The sequence below is a fragment of the Thermoanaerobaculia bacterium genome, from assembly GCA_018057705.1.
Taxonomy (GTDB): Bacteria; Acidobacteriota; Thermoanaerobaculia; order Multivoradales; family JAGPDF01; genus JAGPDF01.
On the sequence record JAGPDF010000061.1, the window covers coordinates 1 to 19,649 of the forward strand.

Annotated in this window: 16 protein-coding genes and 2 tRNA genes; 8 read left to right on the forward strand and 10 right to left on the reverse strand. The window is 68.5% G+C overall.

Features of this window, described 5'->3' with window-relative positions; genetic code table 11:
* Positions 1-579: 579 nt before the first annotated feature.
* The 5 genes from KBI44_16025 (at position 580) to KBI44_16045 (ending at position 6,165) form a co-directional block, all read left to right on the forward strand.
* Complete coding sequence (locus KBI44_16025; protein ID MBP9145987.1) at positions 580-2,109, forward strand: FAD-dependent oxidoreductase; 1,530 nt, start codon at positions 580-582, stop codon at positions 2,107-2,109.
* Between the two features lie 208 nt (positions 2,110-2,317).
* Complete coding sequence (locus KBI44_16030; GenBank protein MBP9145988.1) at positions 2,318-3,406, forward strand: ABC transporter substrate-binding protein; 1,089 nt, start codon at positions 2,318-2,320, stop codon at positions 3,404-3,406.
* 7 nt (positions 3,407-3,413) lie between these two features.
* Entirely contained in the window at positions 3,414-4,436 is a 1,023-nt protein-coding gene (locus KBI44_16035) for an ABC transporter ATP-binding protein (GenBank protein ID MBP9145989.1), read from the forward strand.
* A gap of 30 nt (positions 4,437-4,466) precedes the next feature.
* A complete protein-coding gene (locus tag KBI44_16040) occupies positions 4,467-5,375 on the forward strand; it encodes an ABC transporter permease (GenBank protein ID MBP9145990.1) in 909 nt (302 codons plus the stop codon).
* Positions 5,365-6,165, forward strand: a complete 801-nt coding sequence (locus KBI44_16045; protein MBP9145991.1) for an ABC transporter permease — start codon at positions 5,365-5,367, stop codon at positions 6,163-6,165. Before KBI44_16040 ends, KBI44_16045 begins: the two co-directional genes overlap by 11 nt.
* Before the next feature lie 207 nt (positions 6,166-6,372).
* On the opposite strand, the gene dauA is transcribed toward KBI44_16045, so the two are convergent.
* Positions 6,373-8,163: a C4-dicarboxylic acid transporter DauA gene (gene dauA, locus KBI44_16050; GenBank protein ID MBP9145992.1), complete on the reverse strand. Its 1,791-nt coding sequence runs from the start codon at positions 8,161-8,163 to the stop codon at positions 6,373-6,375.
* Between dauA and KBI44_16055 the strand changes: the two genes are divergently transcribed.
* Positions 8,162-8,653 carry a DUF3293 domain-containing protein gene (locus tag KBI44_16055; GenBank protein MBP9145993.1) on the forward strand — a complete coding sequence of 164 codons (492 nt, stop codon included), beginning with the start codon at positions 8,162-8,164 and terminating at the stop codon, positions 8,651-8,653. The genes dauA and KBI44_16055 overlap by 2 nt on opposite strands.
* Here KBI44_16055 and KBI44_16060 read toward each other — a convergent pair.
* The 8 genes from KBI44_16060 to panB all read right to left on the reverse strand — a co-directional run bounded on the left by KBI44_16060 (position 8,650) and on the right by panB (position 15,723).
* Positions 8,650-10,590: a protein kinase gene (locus KBI44_16060; protein ID MBP9145994.1), complete on the reverse strand. Its 1,941-nt coding sequence runs from the start codon at positions 10,588-10,590 to the stop codon at positions 8,650-8,652. The genes KBI44_16055 and KBI44_16060 overlap by 4 nt on opposite strands.
* Positions 10,583-11,851, reverse strand: coding sequence for a mechanosensitive ion channel (locus KBI44_16065; GenBank protein ID MBP9145995.1), 1,269 nt, complete (start codon positions 11,849-11,851; stop codon positions 10,583-10,585). The genes KBI44_16060 and KBI44_16065 overlap by 8 nt, the downstream gene beginning before the upstream one ends.
* A 125-nt stretch (positions 11,852-11,976) precedes the next feature.
* Complete coding sequence (locus tag KBI44_16070) at positions 11,977-12,381, reverse strand: hypothetical protein (protein ID MBP9145996.1); 405 nt, start codon at positions 12,379-12,381, stop codon at positions 11,977-11,979.
* Positions 12,382-12,620: 239 nt separating this feature from the next.
* Positions 12,621-12,697 (reverse strand) — tRNA-Arg (locus KBI44_16075).
* Positions 12,698-12,782: 85 nt separating this feature from the next.
* A tRNA-Arg gene (locus KBI44_16080) sits at positions 12,783-12,859 on the reverse strand.
* 114 nt (positions 12,860-12,973) lie between these two features.
* Complete coding sequence (locus KBI44_16085; GenBank protein MBP9145997.1) at positions 12,974-13,783, reverse strand: thiazole synthase; 810 nt, start codon at positions 13,781-13,783, stop codon at positions 12,974-12,976.
* A gap of 176 nt (positions 13,784-13,959) precedes the next feature.
* A complete protein-coding gene (locus KBI44_16090) occupies positions 13,960-14,805 on the reverse strand; it encodes a pantoate--beta-alanine ligase (GenBank protein MBP9145998.1) in 846 nt (281 codons plus the stop codon).
* A 54-nt stretch (positions 14,806-14,859) separates the two neighbouring features.
* Positions 14,860-15,723 (reverse strand): 3-methyl-2-oxobutanoate hydroxymethyltransferase, encoded by an 864-nt coding sequence (panB, locus tag KBI44_16095; GenBank protein MBP9145999.1) that lies wholly within the window; start codon positions 15,721-15,723, stop codon positions 14,860-14,862.
* Between the two features lie 322 nt (positions 15,724-16,045).
* Between panB and KBI44_16100 the strand changes: the two genes are divergently transcribed.
* Complete coding sequence (locus tag KBI44_16100) at positions 16,046-18,508, forward strand: protein kinase (protein ID MBP9146000.1); 2,463 nt, start codon at positions 16,046-16,048, stop codon at positions 18,506-18,508.
* Between the two features lie 5 nt (positions 18,509-18,513).
* Here KBI44_16100 and KBI44_16105 read toward each other — a convergent pair whose 3' ends face one another.
* The gene (locus KBI44_16105; protein ID MBP9146001.1) at positions 18,514-18,723 is read right to left on the reverse strand and encodes a hypothetical protein; all 210 of its coding nucleotides are present in this window, start codon (positions 18,721-18,723) and stop codon (positions 18,514-18,516) included.
* A 77-nt stretch (positions 18,724-18,800) separates the two neighbouring features.
* On the opposite strand from KBI44_16105, the gene KBI44_16110 reads away from it, so the two are divergent.
* Entirely contained in the window at positions 18,801-19,592 is a 792-nt protein-coding gene (locus tag KBI44_16110; GenBank protein MBP9146002.1) for a hypothetical protein, read from the forward strand.
* The last annotated feature ends 57 nt before the right edge of the window (positions 19,593-19,649 follow it).

A 19,649-nucleotide genomic window follows, 5' to 3' on the forward strand; every position in this document is an offset into this window, starting at 1 on the left:
TGAAGATCTTCGACTTCACCGGCGACCGGGTCGCCGCGGTGGTGCTCGAGCCGATCCAGGGTGAGGGCGGCATCAACGTCGCCCCCGCGGGCTACCTCGCCGCGGCGCGCGAGCTCTGCGACCGCTATGGAGCCATGTTGGTGTTCGACGAGATCCAATCGGGCATGGGGCGCTCGGGCCGGATGTTCGCCTGCGAGCACGACGGCGTCGCCCCCGACCTGATGGCGCTCGGCAAGGGCTTCGGCGGCGGGGTCATGCCGATCGGCGCCACCGTCGGAACCGCCCAGACCTGGGAGCGCTACATCGAGAATCCGTTCCTGCACACCACGACCTTCGGCGGCAACCCGGTCGCCTGCGCGGCGGCGATCGCGACCATCGGCGTGCTGCTCGACGAGGACCTGGCCCGGCAGGCCGGCGAGAAGGGCGACTACCTGCTCGGCAGGTTCGCCGAGCTCGGCGCGCGCTACCCGAATCTGCTCAAGCTCTGGCGGGGTCGCGGCCTCATGCTCGGTCTCGAATTCGCCGACGGCGACCTGGGCTACGCCGTCTCGAAGAACCTCTTCGCGCGCCAGATCCTCATTGGCGGGACGTATATCAACGCCCGCACGCTGCGCGTCGAGCCGCCGCTCACCATCAGCTATCCGCAGCTCGACCGGTTCGTCGCAGCGCTCGACGAGTCGCTGGCCGCGGTCTACGAGGAGCACCATCTCTGAGCCCGAGCCGTATCCGCTGAGGCCAGTCGAGGAGGGCTGCTTCTGGCTCGCCGACCTGCCAGCGCAGCCGGCCCGGCCGGCGCTCGCAGGTGAGCAGCGCGCCGACGTCGCCATCGTCGGCGGTGGCTTCACCGGCCTGTGGACGGCGCTCTTCCTCAAAGAGCTCGCGCCCGAGAAGGAGGTCGTCCTGCTCGAAGCCGAGCGCGTCGCCTACGGCGCCTCGGGCAGGAACGCCGGCCAGATCGGCGAGACGTTCGACCACTCGCACAGCCTCGCGATTCAGCATTTCGGTGAAGACGAGGCGCGCCGTCTGGCCGGGCTCGCGCGCCGGAACCTCGACGAGATGGAGGCTTTCCTCGGCCAGGAGTCGATCGACGCCGAATTCGCGCGCGTCGGGCAGCTCGTGCTCGCCCTGACAGAAGCGCACACAAGGGATGTCGAGGTCGCCCTCGCGTCGGCGAGACAGCTTGGCATCGACGACTGGCGCGTGCTCGATCGCGAAGCAACCCACGAGCAGCTGGGAAGCCCGCTTCCCTTGTGTGCGCTTTTCGCGCCGCGAGCCGCGACGGTGCACCCAGCGAAGCTGGCCGCCGGCCTCGCCCGTGTCGCAGAGGGCAAGGGCGTCCGGATTCTCGAACATTCGCCCGTCAAACGAATCGACCGCACGGGCTCCGGCCTGAGCTTGTCGACACAGGCCGGCACGCTCCACGCACCGCGCGCGGTGCTCGCGACGAACGCCTACTCGCACACCCTGGCGCCGCGGCTGGCGGGGCGCTTCCTGCCGCTCTACGACTACGTGATCACCAGCGAACCGTTGACCGCCGCGCAGCGGACGGCCATTCGCTGGCAGGGGCGCGAAGGGGTCACCGACTGCCGGAGCTTCTTCAACTACTCGCGACTGACCGCCGACCACCGCGTGGTCTGGGGCTCGAGCGAAGCGGTCTACTATCGCGGCAACGGCGTCGGGCCGCAGCACGACCACGCGCCGGCGGTTTATGCCGCGCTGGAGGCGAGCTTCGCACGCTTCTTCCCGGATCTCGCCGCGGTGCGTTTCCCCTACCGCTGGGGCGGTCCGATCGCCGCCACCACCCGCTTCACCCCGTTCTTCGGCGCCCTGCACTCGGGCCGCCTGTTCTACGGCCTCGGCTATACGGGGCACGGCGTGGGGACGACGCGGGTTGCCGGCCGCCTCCTCGCCCATCTGGCGCTCGAGAGGCGATCCGAGCTCGCGGAGCTCGCCCTGGTGCGCAAGCCCCCCTTTCGCTATCCGCCCGGACCGCTGCGACCGTGGGCCATCGCGGCCGTGACCCGGGCCCTGCGCAAGGTCGACGATGGCGGCAGTCCCGGTTTCCTGCTGCGCGTTCTGGACCGTCTGGGTATCGGCTTCTCGAGCTGAGAGAGGTCCCGAAGCCGGCACCTGGGCGACGCTTTTCCGCATGCTAATCTCGCTCGAAACAGAGGAGGCACCGATCATGACCGAGCTTCGCGCGTCCAAGGCACTCTCTCATCTGGCGCTGGCAGCGCTGGCGCTGCCCTTGACGTTCGCCTTGGGCTGCGGCCGAACCGTCAAGGAGCCCATCCCCGCTCCTTCGACCAAAGCAGCCATGTCGCAGCTCGGGGCCGGCGAAGGTGCGCTGACCATCATCGCGTGGGCGGGCTACATCGAGCGCGGCGCGACCGACAAGGCTTACGACTGGGTCACCGGCTTCGAGCAGAAGACCGGCTGCAAGGTGAGCGTCAAGATCGCCGCGACCTCCGACGAGATGGTCGCGTTGATGAACGAGGGCGGCTTCATCGATCTGGTCACCGCCTCGGGAGATGCCTCGAACCGGTTGATCGCGGGCGGCAAGGTGCAGGAGGTGAATCTCGCCCTCGTCCCCGGCTGGAAGAACGTCGACCCCCGCCTGCAGAATGCGCCTTGGCACACCGTCGGCGGCAAGCACTACGGCGTGCCTTATCAGTGGGGACCGAACGTCCTCATGTACAACTCGAAGGTCTTCGGCGAAAAGCCGCCCACGAGCTGGAGCGTGGTCTTCGAGGAGACGACTCTCCCCGACGGCAAGTCCAACCGCGGCCGGGTGCAGGCCTACGACGGCCCGATCTACATCGCCGACGCCGCGCTCTACCTCAAGAAGCACAAGCCGGAGCTGGGGATCACCGACCCGTACGAGCTCGACGCCGACCAGTTCAAGGCGGCGCTCGATCTCCTGCGCCAGCAGAGGAAGCTGGTCGGCCGCTACTGGCACGACGCCAACATCCAGATGGACGACTTCAAGAACGAGGGCGTCGTGGCCTCGGGCTCGTGGCCGTTTCAGGTCAACGTCCTGGCGGCGGGTGGCGCGCCGGTCGCGAGCACCTTCCCCGCGGAGGGGGTCACCGGCTGGGCGGACTCGACCATGATGCACGTCGACGCGCCGCATCCCAACTGCGCCTACGCCTGGCTCGAGCATTCGCTCGACCCGAAGGTGCAGGGCGATCTCGCGGCCTGGTTCGGCTCGCTGCCGGCCGTTCCCGCCGCCTGTCAGGGCAACGCCCTGCTGGGCGACAAAGGTTGCGAGACGAACGGCTTCGGCGAGTTCGAGCGCATCGCCTTCTGGAAGACGCCGCGCGCCGACTGCGGCGACGGGCGCACCGACTGCGTGCCCTACCACGAGTGGGTGACGAACTACATCGCGGTCATCGGCGGACGGTGACCGCGGCTTGATCGCCGTCGAGTTCCAGGGCGTCTCGAAGCGGTTCGGCGAAGTCGAGGCGGTCGCTGGCGTCGATCTCGCGATCGCCAATGGAGAGTTCTTCACCCTCCTCGGCCCCTCGGGTTCGGGCAAGACGACCTGCCTGCGCCTGGTGGCGGGATTCGACCTGCCCTCGGCCGGCCGGATTCTCCTCGACGGCGCGGATGTCTCGAACCTGCCCCCCTACGAACGCAACGTCAATACGGTCTTCCAGGACTACGCCCTCTTCCCCCACCTTTCCGTCGGCGAGAACGTCGCCTATGGCCCGATGGTGCGCGGCGTCGGGAGCACCGAGCGCCGGCGGCTGGCCGACGAGATGCTCGCCCTCGTCGAGCTCTCGGGCCTCTCCGACCGGCGTCCCGCGCAGCTTTCCGGCGGGCAGCGGCAGCGCGTCGCGCTGGCGCGCGCCCTGGTCAATCGACCGAAAGTCCTGCTCCTCGACGAACCGCTCGGCGCGCTGGATCTCAAACTCCGCCATCAGATGCAGATCGAGCTCAAGGCGATCCAGCAGCACGTCGGAATCACTTTCATCTTCGTCACTCACGACCAGGAGGAGGCGCTCACCATGAGCGACCGGCTCGCCGTCTTCGAGGGCGGGCGGATTGCGCAGATCGGCACCCCGGCCGAAGTCTACGAATCGCCGGCGACCGAGTTCATCGCCGGCTTCGTCGGCACGGCGAACGTCCTGCGCGGCGCGGCGGCGCGCCGGATCCTCGGCCACGAGGGACTCTTCGCTCTGCGGCCCGAGAAGATCTCGCTGCTCGCCGGCAGGGAGAGCGCGGCACCCGGAGCCCGGCAGGTCGAAGGGACTCTGACCGAGATCGTTTTCGCCGGCATGGTGACGCGCTACACCGTGGCGATCGAGGGCGGTTTCAGCCTGCACGTGGCGGCGCAGAATCTCGCTCCGGCGGGTCGTGCCGCCTTCGCTCGCGGCGCCCGCGTCGTCCTCGCCTGGGATCCCATCCACGAGCGTCCGCTCGCGGAAAGCTGAGCCGCATCCCACGACAGGCAGCGGTCCCGAATCGTGCTCACCCGATTGTCGACGTTCCTCTACCGGCGGCCGAAGGTCACGCTCGCCCTGCTCCTCCTCCCGCCGCTCCTCTGGTTCGGGTTGGCCTATGTCGGCGCGCTCGTCGCCCTTCTCGTCCAGTCGTTCTTCGGCCTCGATCACTTCACGGGACAGGTGGTCCAGCGCTTCACGCTGGCGACCTACGGCGACCTCCTGACGCGCGCCAACGCGGACATCGTGCTGCGCACCGCCGGAATGGCCGCCGCGGTAACCCTGGCCGCGGCCGCGCTCGCCTTCCCGCTCGCCTACTTCATGACCTTTCGCGCCTCGAAGCGCTCGCGCGGCTGGTTCTATCTCGCGATTCTCCTGCCGCTCTGGTCGAGCTATCTCGTGCGGGTCTATGCCTGGAAGCTGGTGCTCTCGAAGGAGGGGATCGTCTCCTGGTTCGCCGACCGCGCCGGGTTGGGCGGGCTGCTCGAGAGCTGGCTCGCCCTGCCTCTCGTCGGCGGACCGTCGCTCGCGATCTCGACCACCGGCATGTTCCTGGCCTTCCTCTACGTCTGGTTGCCCTACATGATCCTGCCGATCCAGGCGGCGCTCGAGCGCGTGCCGCGCTCCCTTCTCGAGGCCTCGGGCGACCTCGGCGCGCACCCGCGGTCCACCTTCCTGCACGTCACCCTGCCGCTCGTCTTTCCCGGCATCGTCGCCGGGTCGATCTTCACCTTCTCGCTGACCCTGGGCGACTTCATCGTCCCCTCGGTGCTCGGCAACTCGAGCTACTTCATCGGCCAGGCGGTGCTCGCCCACCAGGGGACCTCCGGCAACATTCCGCTGGCGGCGGCCTTCACGGTCGTGCCGATGGGGATCATGGGGATCTACCTGCTCGTCGCGCGGCGAGCCGGAGCCTTCGATGCGCTCTAGGTTCTCGTGGGGACTCGCGCTGGCCTCGGGAGCGGTGCTGCTCTTTCTGCACGGACCGATCTGGGTCATCCTGCTGTATGCCTTCACCACCGACGAGTCGAGCTACGGCTTCCCGCCCCCCGGCCTGACGACGCGCTGGTTCGGCGTCGCCTGGGAACGCGCCGACCTCTGGCAGGCGCTCGAGCTCTCGGTGCGCGTCGCCAGTGTGGCGACGCTCGTCGCGCTGGTACTCGGCACGCTCGCCGCCGCCGCGGTCTGGCGCAGCCGGTTCTTCGGCCGCGACGCCATCTCGTTCCTGCTCGTCCTGCCGATCGCGCTGCCGGGCATCGTCACCGGCATCGCCCTGCGCTCGGCGATCGGCCTGGCGGAGATCCCGTTCAGCTTCTGGACCCTCGTCATCGGACATGCGACCTTCTGCGTCGTCGTGGTCTACAACAACGCCCTGGCGCGCTTCCGACTCACCGGGCGCTCCCTCCTCGAGGCCTCCATGGACCTGGGCGCGAACTCGTTCCAGACCTTCCGCTACGTGCTGCTGCCGAATCTGGCGTCGGCTCTCCTCGCCGGCGGCATGCTCGCCTTCGCGCTCTCTTTCGACGAGGTGATCGTCACGACCTTCACCGCCGGCCGGCAGGAGACCCTGCCGATCTGGATCTTCAGCCAGCTCACGCGACCGCGCGACCGCCCGGTCACCAACGTCGTCGCCGTCTTCGTCATCGCGGTGACCTTCGTCCCGATCTTCCTGGCCCACTGGCTCACGAGAGACAAAGGCGACCCAGGCAGCTCGACCTGACCAGCCACTGAGCCTCCCTCCATCCGCCACAGCGGATGCTGGAGGGGGAGCGGCCGGGCGGGAATGGGGTCCGGGCGCCCGGGCTGCGGTGCACCATCGGCGCTCACCGGGGGTGGAAGCCACCCCCGCAGCGACCACCACGACCGGTCTGTAGCCTATGAGCCCGGGCCCCATTCCCGCCCGGCCGCTCCCCCGACCACGAGAACGCTACGAATGCGGATTCGTATGCGAACGCGCCGCCGTAGCCGCATCAGCCGCGGCGAGTGCGAGCGTGAGCGCCTTGTCGAAGGAGGTGCCGATCGCGAGCTCACCCTCGCGGTTGCGCCACCCCGCCTTCGCGAGCACCCGGAGCGGCCCGCTCTGCACCCCGGCGAGGACCACGAACACGCCGCCCTCGCGGAGCTTCACGACCGTCGAGTCGAGCGCCACCAGTCCCGTCGCATCGAGCAGCGGCACCGCCCGCAGGTCGAAGACCACGACCTCGACCCCTTTGGCGACCGCGCGCACCGCCGTCATCGCCTTCTGCGCGGCGCCGAAGAAGAGCGGGCCGGCGATCTCGTAGAGCAGCAGGTTCGGCGGCAGCGGCCGGCCGAGGTCGAGCTCTTCGGAGGAGACGAGCGAGACCCGCGACACCGCGGCCATCCGCTCCATGAAGAGGATCGAGGCGAGGACGATTCCCACCGTCACCGCCACCACCATGTCGAAGAGCACCGTCAACGAGAAGCAGGTGACGAGCACCACGATGTCGGTGCGCGGCGCCACCTTGAGGATGTGCAGGATGTGCCGGCCCTCGGCCATCCGCACCGCGACGTGAAGGAGGAGCGCCGCGAGCGCCGCCATCGGCAGCCGGCCCATGAGCGGGGCGAAGGCGATCACCGCGACGAGCACGAAGATCGCGTGGAAGACCGCTGCGAACGGCGTGCGGGCGCCGGCGCGGACGTTGGTCGCCGTGCGGGCGATCGCGCCGGTGGCCGCGAAGCCGCCGAAGAATGGACCGACGAAGTTGCCGATCCCCTGCGCCAGCAGCTCGCTGTCCGGATCGTGCTTCTTGCCGGTCATGCCGTCGGCGACGACCGCCGAGAGCAGCGACTCGATCGCACCGAGGATCGCGATCGTGAACGCCGCCGGCAGGAGCTCCCGGACGAGATCGAACGAGATCACCAGTGGAGCGCCCCCGGCGCCCGGGAGGTTCCACGGCAGGAGCGGGGTCGGCGGCAGCCGCGGAATGCCGGGACGGGCGACGCCGTCGAGCATGTAGGAGAAGCGGTCGTCGATGGTCACCACCGAAAATCCCGGCCACCAGCGGGCCGCGAAGTGCGCGGCGACGCCGGCACAGAGCAGGGCGACGAGCGGCGCCGGAACCCGCTTCGAGAGGTACGGCCACCCGAGCAGGACGACGAGCGTGAACGCTCCGATGCCGAAATCGGCGGAATGCGCGGTCGGCAGCGCGCGGACGAGAACCGCGAGGCGCTCGAGGTAGTCGGGCGGCAGGCTTTCCACCTCGAGGCCGAGGAAGTCCTTGAGTTGGAGCGTCCCGATGACCAGCGCGATGCCGGCAGTGAAGCCGGTGGTGACCGGATAGGGGACGAACTCGATGAACCGCCCCATGCGGTAGAAGCCCATCGCCATCAGGATGAGTCCGGCCATCATCGTCGCGAGCAGCAGTCCGCCGAGCCCGAAACGGGCGGCGATCGGCGCCAGAATGACGACGAACGCGGCGGTCGGTCCCGCCACCTGCACTTTCGAGCCGCCGAGCAGAGCGATCAGCGCGCCGGCGACGATCGCTGTGTAGAGGCCGTGCTGCGGCGCGACGCCGGAGGCGATCGCGAGCGCCATCGACAGCGGCAGCGCAACGACGCCGACGACCATGCCGGCGCCGATATCGGCCTTCAGGTCCGCGGCGGTGTAGCCTTTGCGCCAGGCGCGGCGGAGGGCGCTCGCGACACGCACCGATTTCGCGCGCGGCAGGGTCGTGGAGCTGGAGGAGAGTGGCGTCATGTGTCAAAGAGACCGTGCTGAAGAGGATCGCTCCGCCCACCGCGCAGCGTCGACGATCCCTGGCGAACTCCGCGAATCGTATACCCGCGCCGTCTATCGCGTCGACTGCAAGGAGGGTCCGATCCTCCTCCGCGTGGGTGCAGCGAGCGCCGCGCTCGATCGCTGGCTGGAGACGCAACGGGCCTCCTGCTTTGCTTTCCTCAGCGCCGCGAACCCCGGCTCGGTTGCGCTGCCCGAGACCGAGAACCTCCGCCGCCACCGGCTGCTGGTCGATCGCCTCGGTGAAAGCGGCCTTCCGGCGGTCGCCGGCGAGAGCTTCGACCCGGCGACCGGCGGCTGGCGGGAGGCGAGCCTCCTGGTGGTCGGAATCGACCGCGAGGCAGCGCTCGCGCTCGCCCGGGAGTTCGGTCAGGCAGCCCTGCTGTGGGGCGAGATCGGAAGGCCGGTCGCGCTCCTGCCCACGGCGGGAGGAGCTCTCGAGCCGGACTAGTTGCCGGCCTTCCTCTGGGCTTCCTTGAAGTGTGAGGAGGTCGTGGGTACCTTGCCGTAGGCCTGCTTCGCTCTCGCCGCGTCCTTCAACCGGCGCTCGTAGATCTCCGCCAGCTGGAACCAGGCGTCCAGCCGCGTCTGCGGGAAGTGCTGCGTGAGCCTCTCGTAGGCCTCTGCCGCGAGATCCCATCGCTTCTCGTCCTCGTACATCCGCCCGAGCTCCCACCAGGCCTTCTCGGCGACCGGCTCGGCGGGGAAACGCGCGGTGAGATCGCGATAGGTCGCGAGCGCCGCCGGCACCGTGGCGCCCAGGGCTCCATCCCGGACGGTCACGCGCTGCTCGCGCTCGATCTCCGCCTTCGCCGCGAGCGCGCGCGCCGACCACGGCGACGCCGGATAGGTCGCGGCACTTTCGGCGTAGAGCCGCTTCGCCTCGTCCGCGGACTTCTTGGTGTCCGCCGCCTGCACGAGCTTCGCCTGCTGGAATGCCGCCTCCGCAGCGCGGGGGTCACCCTTGAAGCGGGCCTGGATCTCGACGTAGGCGCCGATCGCCTCCTGGCCGCGCCCGAGGCTCGCGAGCGACTTGGCGGCGAGGTAGTGAGCGTCGAGCGCCAGCGGGCTCGCCGGGTAGGCCGCGATCAGCGCGCGCGCGTCGGAGAGCGCCTGGTCGAAGAGCTTGGCGTCGAACTTGCCGCGCGCGACTTCGAGGTCGGCCGCTGCCGGGTCCACTCCGGGTTTGGCCGGAGTCGTGGCCGGCGCCTCGGGGGGCTTCGCTGTGCCCGGTTTCGCAGCTGCCGCGCTCTCCTTCGCCGGCTTCTCGACGGGCACAGCGACGGCCACCGGGGGAGCGGCCGCAGTGGGCGGTGCCGCAGGGCCCTCGGTCGCCGGCGGGCTCGCCACCGGCGAAGCGTCTCCCCGATCACCGGCGGCGTCCGCCGGAGGCGCCGGCGTCGCCGGCGAGTCGATCGGAGCCGGAGGCTCGGCAACCGGATTGAGCAGCATCCAGCCACCGATGCCGACCAGCACCAGCGCCACCAGGACGAACAGCACGATCACACCACGCTTGCCCAGGAATCCCGTCGGGCCCAGGATCATCGAAGTCCCGCGCTTCAACCCCTGGAGCTCGTCGAGCAGCTGGAAGCGCATCTTCTCTTCGAACTTCTGGAGCTGTTCGAGGAGCTGGCCGACGTTGGCGTAGCGCTTTCCCGGTTCGGTGGCGAGGCACTTGAGGACGATCGGATCGATGTCCGACGGCAGCTCGCGGTTGATCTCCGACGGCAGATTGAAGCGGCCGAGCGGTATGCGTCCGGTGAGCGCCTCGTAGAAGACGACGCCCAGAGCGTAGATGTCGGCGCGATGATCGACCACCGAGGCGTCGGCCGCCTGCTCGGGCGCGAGGTAGCTCAGGGAGCCCAGGGTCATCTCTTTGGTGGTGAGGGTGCCGAGTTTGCGCATCACCGACTCGACGCGGCCGATCCCGAAACCGCCGAGCTTCACGGCCGATAGGGTCGGTGAGACCAGGATGTTGCGCGGGTTCAGGTCGCGGTGCACGACACCGGCACGGTGCGCCACTTCGAGTCCCCGAGCGACCTGCTTCGCGACCTGCACGACCTCCTGCAGCGACAGCCGGCGCTGGCGCAGGACGACATCGAGCGACGCGCCTTCGACAAACTCCATGACGAGGTAGAGGATCCCCTGGTCCTCCCCGCGATCGAGGATCTGCACGAGATTGGGATGCTGCAGCGCGGCGACGGCCTGGGCCTCGCGGTGGAATCGTTCGACGGCCTCGGGGTCCATCGCGAGGGCCGGCGGCGACAGCTTGATCGCGACGGTCCGCCCGGTCGCCCTCTCCCTCGCCTTGTAGAAGCCACCCGCGCCGCCTTTGCCGAGCGGCGCGAGAATCTCGTAGGGACCGATCTGCTGCGGGACCTCAAGCACCGGAATCGGCCTCGAACACCAGCACGGTGTCTCCGATGATGATGCGGTCCAGGTTCTGCAGCACGGCGCGCGTCACCTTCTGGCCGTTCAGTTTCGTGCCGTTGCTGGTCTCGAGGTCGGTCAACACGAAGCCCTCCGGCTGCAATTCGATCGCGATGTGCTCCTTGCTCGCCTGGGTGTCCGAGAGCACGAGATCGCAGGTGCGGGAGCGGCCGACGAGGACGCGCGCGGCGCCGAGGGCGAGATCGCCGCCGGACTCCGGCCCGAGAGCCACGAAGAGCCGGCCGCTGGAGGACTCAGCCTCGGCCTTGCGCTGACGCGGAGCGACCTGCAGGGTGCGGATCGGGAAGGGGATGACGATGCCGCGCCGGCGGAACTCCTCCCAGATCCGGCCGCGGACGTCGCTCTGGATACGCGGCTTCTGCCCGATGTCCTCGATCCAGACGCGCAGCTCGTAGCGGATGGCGCTGTCGTCGAAGCCGAGCACGTTGACGTCGGGGGTCGGCTTCTCGAGGATGCCCGGAATGCCCTCGGAGGCGGCGAGCAGGGCCTGCTTCACGCGATAGGGGGGCGTCTTGTACTCGGCGGTGACGACGACGCGCTCGAGGTGCAGCGGGTGGGGGTAGTAATAGTTGATGATCTTCTCTTGCGCCATCGTGGCGTTGGGGATGATGAGGTTGTCGCTGTCCCGCGTGCGCAGATGGGTGGTGCGCCAGGAGATCGAGACCACCCGGGCGTCGATGTCGCCGATCTTGATCCAGTCGTTGATCCGGTAGGGCTTCTCGAGGCCGATGACGACGCCGGCGAAGATGTTGCCGAGGATCGGCTGCAGCGCGAGACCGATCACCAGCGACGTGATCGCCGAGCCCGTCACTAGGCCGGAGACATTCGCACCTGGGAAGCTGATCTTGAAAGTGATCAGCGCGGCGATGAAGTAGGCGATGCCAACGGAGACCATCGGCAGGAGATTCGGCAGCCGCACTCCCCGGTGCGGCAGGACGAGGTCGAAATAGATCATCCCGGCGAGCCGGATGACGGTGATCGCGCCGAGGAAGAGCAGGACCCACGATAGGACCTGATCGAAGGCCTCGTACTTGCCCGGGGTGAAGAGCGTGAAGACCCGGAGCCCCGCGGCGATCGCCCCGACGATGAGCACGAAGGCGAGTTGGCGCACGATCCGCAGCCGGCGCAGGGCTGCGACGACGCCGATCAGGATCGCCGTCACCGCAAGGCTCGAGAGAATCGTCAGGGTCAGGCGCACAGGCTCATTGGACAGTACGTGGAGTGCATGAAAAGAGGGCCAAAGATAACACAGGGGTCGGGGAGAGAACTCCCCAACCCCCTTGTCTGCAGGTGTTTCCGGCGTTGGCGCCGGGCGGCGCCCGGCTACTGGCGAGGGATCAGCGCGCCGAGCACGGCGCCGCGCACGACGCCGCCGATGACTCCGATCCCGCCCCAGCACCAGCCGAGGTAGTAGGGAAAGCCGGCGATGACGAGGGGATTGTAGAAGCCAGTGAAGAAATGGGCGATGCCGAAGAAGAGGCCGAACATCGCGCCCCCCTTCCAGCCTGCCGCCCACGTCGACCGCGTCTTCGCGAACAGGATCGCGACGCCGAGACTCACCGCGATCGACACGGCGAAGAACTTCACCGGGTTGGCCGGCGTCTGGCTGAAGGCCTCGGAGTACTTCTTGTAGGTCTCCGCCAGGAGAATGCCGTGCATCACGAAGTCGACGAGATTGGTGACGATGCCGGCAACGACACCGCCCAGGACGATGCGAGTCCAGTTCATGACGCCCCCCTCGGTCAGCCGCGCGCCGCGCGGCGGGTTTGGAAACTGGCGCGGAGCCTAGTTCACTTTCCTTCGCTTCGCAGCTCCCTCCCGGAGCCGTGGGCCTCTTCAGACCGATCCCCCGAAGGCCGTAATCCGAAATATTGGGGACTGTCCCCAATTATCTTAAATGTCGGTGAAGATTGAAGTTAGGAAAATTGGGGACTGTCCCCAATTTTGTTCTGGCTGGCTTCCGGACATGGTGCAGCCAGAGGGATTCGAACCCCCGACCCTCAGATTCGAAGTCTGATGCTCTATCCAGCTGAGCTATGGCTGCAGCGGTGGGAACGACAACGGCTGGGGATGCTGCTGGGGGTGGATCTGGGCTTGCGGGGCGCTGCGGTCGCGGTCATGGGGAGAAGTGGTGCAGCCAGGAGGAGTCGAACCTCCAACCGTCAGATTCGTAGTCTGGTGCTCTATCCAGTTGAGCTATGGCTGCGCGGACCGCCGCGTGAAGGGTGGATTCTAGCGAATCCGGGCTCCCAGCCGCAACCGTGCGGGTTTGCGCGCTTTCCGGGCACCCCGGAGGGCGCCTCGGGGGAGGCGCACCGGGCTACTCGATCAGCCCTTCGACCGGTGACGAAGCGTTGGCGTAGAGGCGGCGCGGGATCCTGCCGGCGTGGCGGGCGAGGTAGCCGGCTTCGATGCCGAGCCGCATCGCCCGCGCCATCGCCACCGGGTCTTTCGCCTCGGCGACCGCCGTGTTGAGGAGCACCGCGTCGGCTCCCAGCTCCATCGCCAGCGCGGCGTCCGAGGCCGTGCCGACCCCGGCGTCGACGATGATTGGCGTCGTCGCCTGCTCGAGGATGATCGCCAGGTTGGCGCGGTTGCGGATCCCCATGCCCGAGCCGATCGGGGCGGCGAGCGGCATCACCGCCGGGCAGCCTAGGTCGGCCAACTTGCGGCAGACGATCGGATCGTCGTTGGTGTAGGGCAGGACGATGAAGCCCTCCTTGAGCAGGATCTCGGCGGCGCGCAGCGTCTCTGCGGTGTCCGGGAAGAGGGTCTGCTTGTCGCCGATCACCTCGAGCTTCACCCACTCCCAGCCACCCAGCTCGCGCGCCAGACGCGCCGTGCGGATCGCCTCGTCGGCGGTGTAGCAGCCGGCGGTGTTGGGCAGCAGCAGGTACCGTTTCTGATCGATCTGGTCGATGAGCGAGCCCTTACCCAGCTCGTCGAGATTCACCCGGCGGAGGGCGACGGTGACGATCTCGGTGCCGGAGGCCTCGAGCGCCGCGGTCATCGTGGCGCCGTCTTTGTACTTGCCGGTGCCGAGGAGGAGGCGCGAGGTGAACGTGCGGCCCGCGAGGGTGAACGGGGACGGGGCGGGGGTTCGAGTGGAGGAAGTGGAGTCGTTGGTCATCAAGGGGGATTGTAGATCAGGCGGGCGGGGACGCCGCTCCCGCCTCCTCGGTGGTCGCGGGCTCCGGCACTCCGGATCCAAAGCGGGCTCCTATTTGAGGCGTGGTCGCCCACTTTGGATCCGGAGCGCCCTCGCCTCGCGGTGAGGCGAGGTTCTGGTCCGTGACCGTCTTTCGCTCAGCTCTCGAGGCGAACGTTGTCGATCAGGCGGGTGGTGCCGATCTTGGCGGCCAGGGCCACGACGGCGCGGTCGCCGACTTGGGCTACCGGGGCGAAGCTGTCCGGATCGACGACTTCGACGTAGTGCAGCACGATCTCGGGGTCGGCCGCGAGCTCGAGCGCCACGGCTTCGCAGAGCGTCGCGCTCTGCCGCTCACCGCGGTCGAAGAGGAGGCGCGCGCGCGCCAGGGCGCGTGAGAGCCGCACCGCCCGCCGGCGTTCTTCGGCCGAGAGGTAGGCATTCCTCGACGACATCGCGAGTCCGTCGGCCTCGCGCACGATCGGCCCGCCGACGATCTCGACCGGCAACAGGAGATCGCGCACCAGCTGACGGACGACCGCGAGCTGCTGGGCGTCTTTCTCGCCGAAGACCGCGATGTCCGGACGCACCATGCGGAGGAGGCGCGCCACGACGGTGGCGACACCGCGGAAGAAGTGCGGCCGGACCTCGCTTTCGAGCCCCATGGCCGCGCCCCGGGGCTCGATCCAGGTGCCGAACCCCTCCGGATAGACCGTCGCGCGGTCGGGCAGGAACAGAAGATCGCAGCCCGCCCGGGCGAGGAGAGCCGCGTCGCGCTCGGGGTGCCGCGGGTAGCTCTCGAAGTCTTCGTGCGGTGCGAACTGGCTCGGGTTGACGAAGATCGACGCCACGACCCGCGGCGCGTGCCGGCGGGCGATAGCGATGAGCGAAAGATGGCCTTCGTGCAGCGCCCCCATGGTCGGCACGAAGGCGATCGTCGCGCCGTCGGACCTCCAGGAGGACAGGGCGTTCTCGAGCCCCGCCGCGGTGTGAACAGTCTTCATCCGCTGAGCTTATCCGGCCCGAGATCCGCCTGCGAAGCGGCTCGCGAGCCGCTTCTAGCCCCCATACAACCGTTCGAGAGGCGGCGCGGCGGTGGCCGAGGGAAAGCCCGGATCCTCGAAGCACTCCTCCGGCGCCGGAAAGCGCCCCTCGCGCACATCGTCCGCGAACGCCGCGATCGCCTCGCGGGCGCCCCTGCCCTGCTCGGCGTAGCGCCGCACGAAACGCGGCGCGATGCGCTCCTCGATGCCCAGGAGGTCGTGGTAGACCAGCACCTGGCCGTCGCAGTAAGGCCCGGCGCCGATGCCGATCGTCGGGATGCCGACCGCCTCGGTCACCTCGCGGCCGAGCTCGGTCGGGATGCACTCGAGGACGAGCGCGAAGGCGCCCGCCGCCTCGACCGCCGCCGCCGCCTCGAGCAGCGCCGCGCGCGCTTCGGCGCCGCGGCCCTGGACCTTGAAGCCGCCGAACTTGTGGATCGACTGCGGCGTCAACCCGAGGTGCGCCTGCACCGGGACTTCGGCCGCCACCAGCGCTTCGATGACGTCGATCCGCGCGCCCTCGATCTTGACCGCCGAGGCCCCCCCCTCCTTGATGAAGCGCAGGGCGTTGGCGACCGCTTGATCCGGGCCGAGGTGAAACGAGCCGTAGGGCATGTCGGCGATGAGCAGGGCGCGCTGGAGACCCCGGCGCACCGCCTTTACATGGTGGAGCATCTCGTCCATGGTGACCGACAGGGTGTCGGCGTGCCCGAGCACGACCATGGCGAGCGAGTCGCCGACCAGCACCATGTCGACGCCGGCAGCGTCGGCGCTCCTCGCCTGCGGATAGTCGTAGGCGGTGACCATCACCAGGCGTTCGCCCCGGGCGGGGGCCTCGCGCAACTGCGGCACACTGATCTTCTTGCTGGGACTGCCCATCCGGCACCTCCGCGAAAACAGAAAACCCCTCCGCTTGCAAAGTGCGACGGAAGGGTTTCGCGGTGCCGGGGGACTCGCGCCGATCTCTCCTCGGGTGTCCGTCCCTCGGCGCTACAGGGATCGGGCCCCGACGCAGGCGGGCCACTCTGGGCAGCTTCTCTTCCCGTCTCGGTCCCGCAGATGCGGGATCCCAGCGGCAGGAAGATTCTAGGTCCCGTTGCGCCGCGACGCAAATCCTCCCTCGCGGCGCGGACGGACTCGCCTGCGCGCGGCTTTCAACCGCTGCTCCTCACGAGAGTCCACCGCAGAGAATCGGCGAGGAATGCGGGCTAAACTACAACGCGTGATCGGCAGCAAACTGGCGCACTATCGGATCCTCGCGAAGCTCGGCGAGGGCGGCATGGGCATCGTCTTCCTCGCCGAGGACGAGCGTCTGCACCGCAAAGTCGCGCTCAAAACCCTGCCGCCCGCTCTGGCGGAGGATCCGCACCGCCTCGCGCGCTTCGAGCGCGAAGTGAGGTCGGTCGCGACGCTCAACCACCCGAACATCGTCACCATCTACTCGGTCGAAGAGGCCGACGGCAAGCGCTTCTTCACCATGGAACACGTCGAGGGCAAGACCCTCTCGCAGCTCCTTCCGCCCGGAGGCCTGCCGCTCAAGGAGTTCCTGAAGATCGCGCTACCGCTCGCCGACGCCCTCGCCGCAGCGCACGCCAAGGGGATCCAGCACCGCGACCTGAAACCCGGCAACGTCATGGTCAACAGCGACGGCCGGGTCAAGGTTCTCGACTTCGGCCTCGCCAAGCTCCGCGAGTCCGAGACCACCGACGCGATGGGCTTCCATCCTCAGACCTCCCTCACCCAGGAGGGCCTGGCGATCGGCACCCTCGCCTACATGGCGCCCGAACAGCTGCGCATGCAGGCGACCGATCACCGCGCCGACATTTTCTCGCTCGGCGTCGTGCTCTACGAGATGGCGACCGGCCACTGTCCGTTCCTCGGTCAGTCGACCGCCGAGGTCATCTCCGCCATCCTCCGTGACCAGCCGGCGCGTGCCTTCGAGGAGAACCAGCAGATCCCGGCGCAGATCGACTCGATCCTGCGCCGCTGCCTCGAGAAGGAGCCCGCCAAGCGCTGGGCAACGGCGGTCGAGCTCCGCGACAAGCTCGCCGAGGTCTCCCGCGCTGTCGACCTCGGCCAGACCGGCAGTCTCGTCTCGAAGACCCCGAGCGACACGGTGGAGATCGTCCGCTCGCGCTCTACCCGCTTCGGGATCGCCGCCCTCGCCATCGTCCTCTTGGGCGCCGGCGCCCTCGCCTGGCGCGCCCGGGTGCCGCGGGCGGCGGGAGGAGGCGTCACGCTGGCCGGCGAAAATGGCGGAGGCGGTGGAGCCGTGCCGGCCGCCGCGAAGGTCCCGTCGCTCGTCGTCCTGCCACTCTCGAACTTCGCCAACGAGCCCGAGTACTTCGTCGACGGCATGACCGACGCTCTCATCTCCGCCCTCGCCCGCATCCAGGGCGTGCGCGTCATCTCGCGCCAGTCGGCGATGCACTACAAGGACTCGAAGAAGCTCCTGCCAGAGATCGCCCGAGAGTTGGGCGTCGACTTCGTGGTCGAGGGCTCCGTCACCCGCTCGGCCGACCGCGTGCGCCTGAACGCCCAGGTCATCCAGGCCGACCCCGAGACCACCCTCTGGTCGGAGAGCTTCGAGCGCGCCACCCAGGACGTCGTCGCCCTCCAGAACACTTTTGCCAGTGCGATCGCCCACGCCGTCCACGCGCAGATCTCTCCGGTCGAGGAGACGCAGATGGCCAGCACGAAGTCCGTCGATCCGAAAGCCTACGAGGCCTATCTCCAGGGTCGCTATTGGGCCGGCAAGCACGGCGCCGAGAGCTTCCGCAAAGCCCAGGGCTATTTCGAACGTGCGATCGCCATCGACTCGGCCTTCGCACCCGCCTGGACGGATCTCGCCGCCATTCTCCAGCGCCAGGGCTATTTCTTCGCGGACCTGGCTCCGAAGCTGGTGCAAGCCGAGACCGCCGTTCAACGTGCACTCGATCTCGACCCGACCTCTGCCGCTGCGCACGCTGTCCTTGGCGACCTGCATCTCGCGCGCTGGAACTGGGACGCGGCCGAGCAGGAAATTCGCAAAGCGGTGGGCTTCGAGCCCAACTCCTCCGTCGCCCACCTCAACTATTGGCGCCTTCTGATGCGGCTGCGCCGATTCGAGGAGGCGCGCCGCGAGATCGAGCTCGCCCGCACTCTCGATCCGGTCTCGGCGAACATCACCGCGAACTATGGCTACCAGTTCTCCGTCGAAGGTCGCTGCCAGGAGGCGCTCGGGTACTTCGACCAGACTCTGGAGCTCGATCCCGACTTCACTCTCGTCCACGCCTATGCCTGGCTCTGCCACCACCAGCTCGAACGGGATCCGGAACGGGGAAGGGAGCTGCGAAGCTGGCTCCTGGCCGAGCAGCTCGACGAGGTCGTGCCGGAGTTCGAGAGGCGCCTGGCACGCGACGGCTACCCCAGCGCGCTCTCCTGGGTGGCCAACCGGCTCGACGCGATGGCCGACAATCCCAACGTCACCGTGGGGCTGGTGGCCGGCCTTCTTGCCACGGCTGGCGAGCCCGACAAGGCCATGCGCTGGCTCGAGCGCGGCTACGAGAAGCGCGCTTGGAGCCTGGGCTGGATCGCCACCATGCTCGACCTGCAGAGCTTGCGCGGCCGCGAGGACTTCCGCAGCCTTGTGCGCAAGATGAACCTGCCCGATCCGGGCGAGTGATCGACTTAGTCGATCTGGATCTCTTGCGCGGCCGCGTACTTCTCACCCATGTACTTGCGGATCCCGGCCTTGTCGCCGCTGAGGACCAGCGCCTGCTCGGTGGCCGAGAGGCCGGCCTCCTTCATCACTTTCGCTTTGTTCTTCTTGAAGGCGGCGCGGAAGTCGGGATGCTTCGAGAGGTTGCGCAGGAACGTTTCGAAGTCGCGGTAGGCCATGAGATCCCCCTGATGGATGCAACGCGAGAATTGGTTTGACGAATCTAACACCGAAAAACGGGCGGCTGGGAGAGGCCATGGAGTTGAGCGGAGAGCTGCACGTCGTCGGGACCGGCCTCAGGATCGAGGGCCAAGTCACTCAGGAGTCCCTGTCGGCGATCCGGTCCGCCGACAAGCTCTTTCACCTGATTCAAGACGTTCTCACCCATCGCTGGCTGGCCGAGATCAATCCCACGGCCGAGTCGCTCTTCGATGCCTACGCCGTCGGTCGCCCGCGTCGCGAGAGCTACGCTGAAATGACGGAACGAATCCTCGCTCCGGTGCGACGCGGGCTCCATGTCTGCGCCGCCTTCTATGGCCATCCGGGCGTCTTCGTCATGCCGGCGCATGCAGCCATCCGGCGCGCCCGCGAAGAGGGGTATTACGCGGAGATGCTGCCGGGAATTTCGGGCGAAGACTGCCTTTTCGCCGATCTCGGGATCGATCCGGGGATCGGCGGCTGCCAGAGCTTCGCCGCGACCGACTTCCTGATCCGGCGGCGCCGGTTCGATCCGTCGAGCCACCTGCTTCTCTGGCAGGTCGGTTCGATCGGCGTCACCGATTTCCGCGACGAGGTACTGTGGAACCGCCCCGGCCTGGGGGTCCTGGCGAGGACGCTGGCCGAGACCTACGGCGCCGGACACGAGGTCGTCGTCTACGAGGCCGACCCCTACCCGACCGGCGACTTCGAAAGCCACGCCTGCGCTCTCGCGGAGCTCGAGCAGGCGCCCGTGACGCTCGCCTCCATCCTCTACGTGCCGCCGCTCCCCGAGCGCGCGAGCGACCCGGCGATGCGCGCGGCGCTGGGCATGCCGACGGTGGCAGGCTAGCCCGCTCGGGTACCGCCGACGGAATCGGACGACACCAAGGCCTCCGGCCGCTCCCAG

What these genes read in the sequence shown, in the direction of transcription:
- panB (MBP9145999.1), bottom strand. Translation starts at nt 15,723, where the DNA reads ATGGGCAGTCCCAGCAAGAAGATCAGTGTGCCGCAGTTGCGCGAGGCC.
- KBI44_16030 (MBP9145988.1), top strand. Translation starts at nt 2,318, where the DNA reads ATGTCGCAGCTCGGGGCCGGCGAAGGTGCGCTGACCATCATCGCGTGG.
- KBI44_16090 (MBP9145998.1), bottom strand. Translation starts at nt 14,805, where the DNA reads ATGAAGACTGTTCACACCGCGGCGGGGCTCGAGAACGCCCTGTCCTCC.
- dauA (MBP9145992.1), bottom strand. Translation starts at nt 8,163, where the DNA reads ATGACGCCACTCTCCTCCAGCTCCACGACCCTGCCGCGCGCGAAATCG.
- KBI44_16105 (MBP9146001.1), bottom strand. Translation starts at nt 18,723, where the DNA reads ATGGCCTACCGCGACTTCGAAACGTTCCTGCGCAACCTCTCGAAGCAT.
- KBI44_16110 (MBP9146002.1), top strand. Translation starts at nt 18,801, where the DNA reads ATGGAGTTGAGCGGAGAGCTGCACGTCGTCGGGACCGGCCTCAGGATC.
- KBI44_16100 (MBP9146000.1), top strand. Translation starts at nt 16,046, where the DNA reads ATGCGGGCTAAACTACAACGCGTGATCGGCAGCAAACTGGCGCACTAT.
- KBI44_16055 (MBP9145993.1), top strand. Translation starts at nt 8,162, where the DNA reads ATGTGTCAAAGAGACCGTGCTGAAGAGGATCGCTCCGCCCACCGCGCA.
- KBI44_16070 (MBP9145996.1), bottom strand. Translation starts at nt 12,381, where the DNA reads ATGAACTGGACTCGCATCGTCCTGGGCGGTGTCGTTGCCGGCATCGTC.
- KBI44_16045 (MBP9145991.1), top strand. Translation starts at nt 5,365, where the DNA reads ATGCGCTCTAGGTTCTCGTGGGGACTCGCGCTGGCCTCGGGAGCGGTG.
- KBI44_16085 (MBP9145997.1), bottom strand. Translation starts at nt 13,783, where the DNA reads ATGACCAACGACTCCACTTCCTCCACTCGAACCCCCGCCCCGTCCCCG.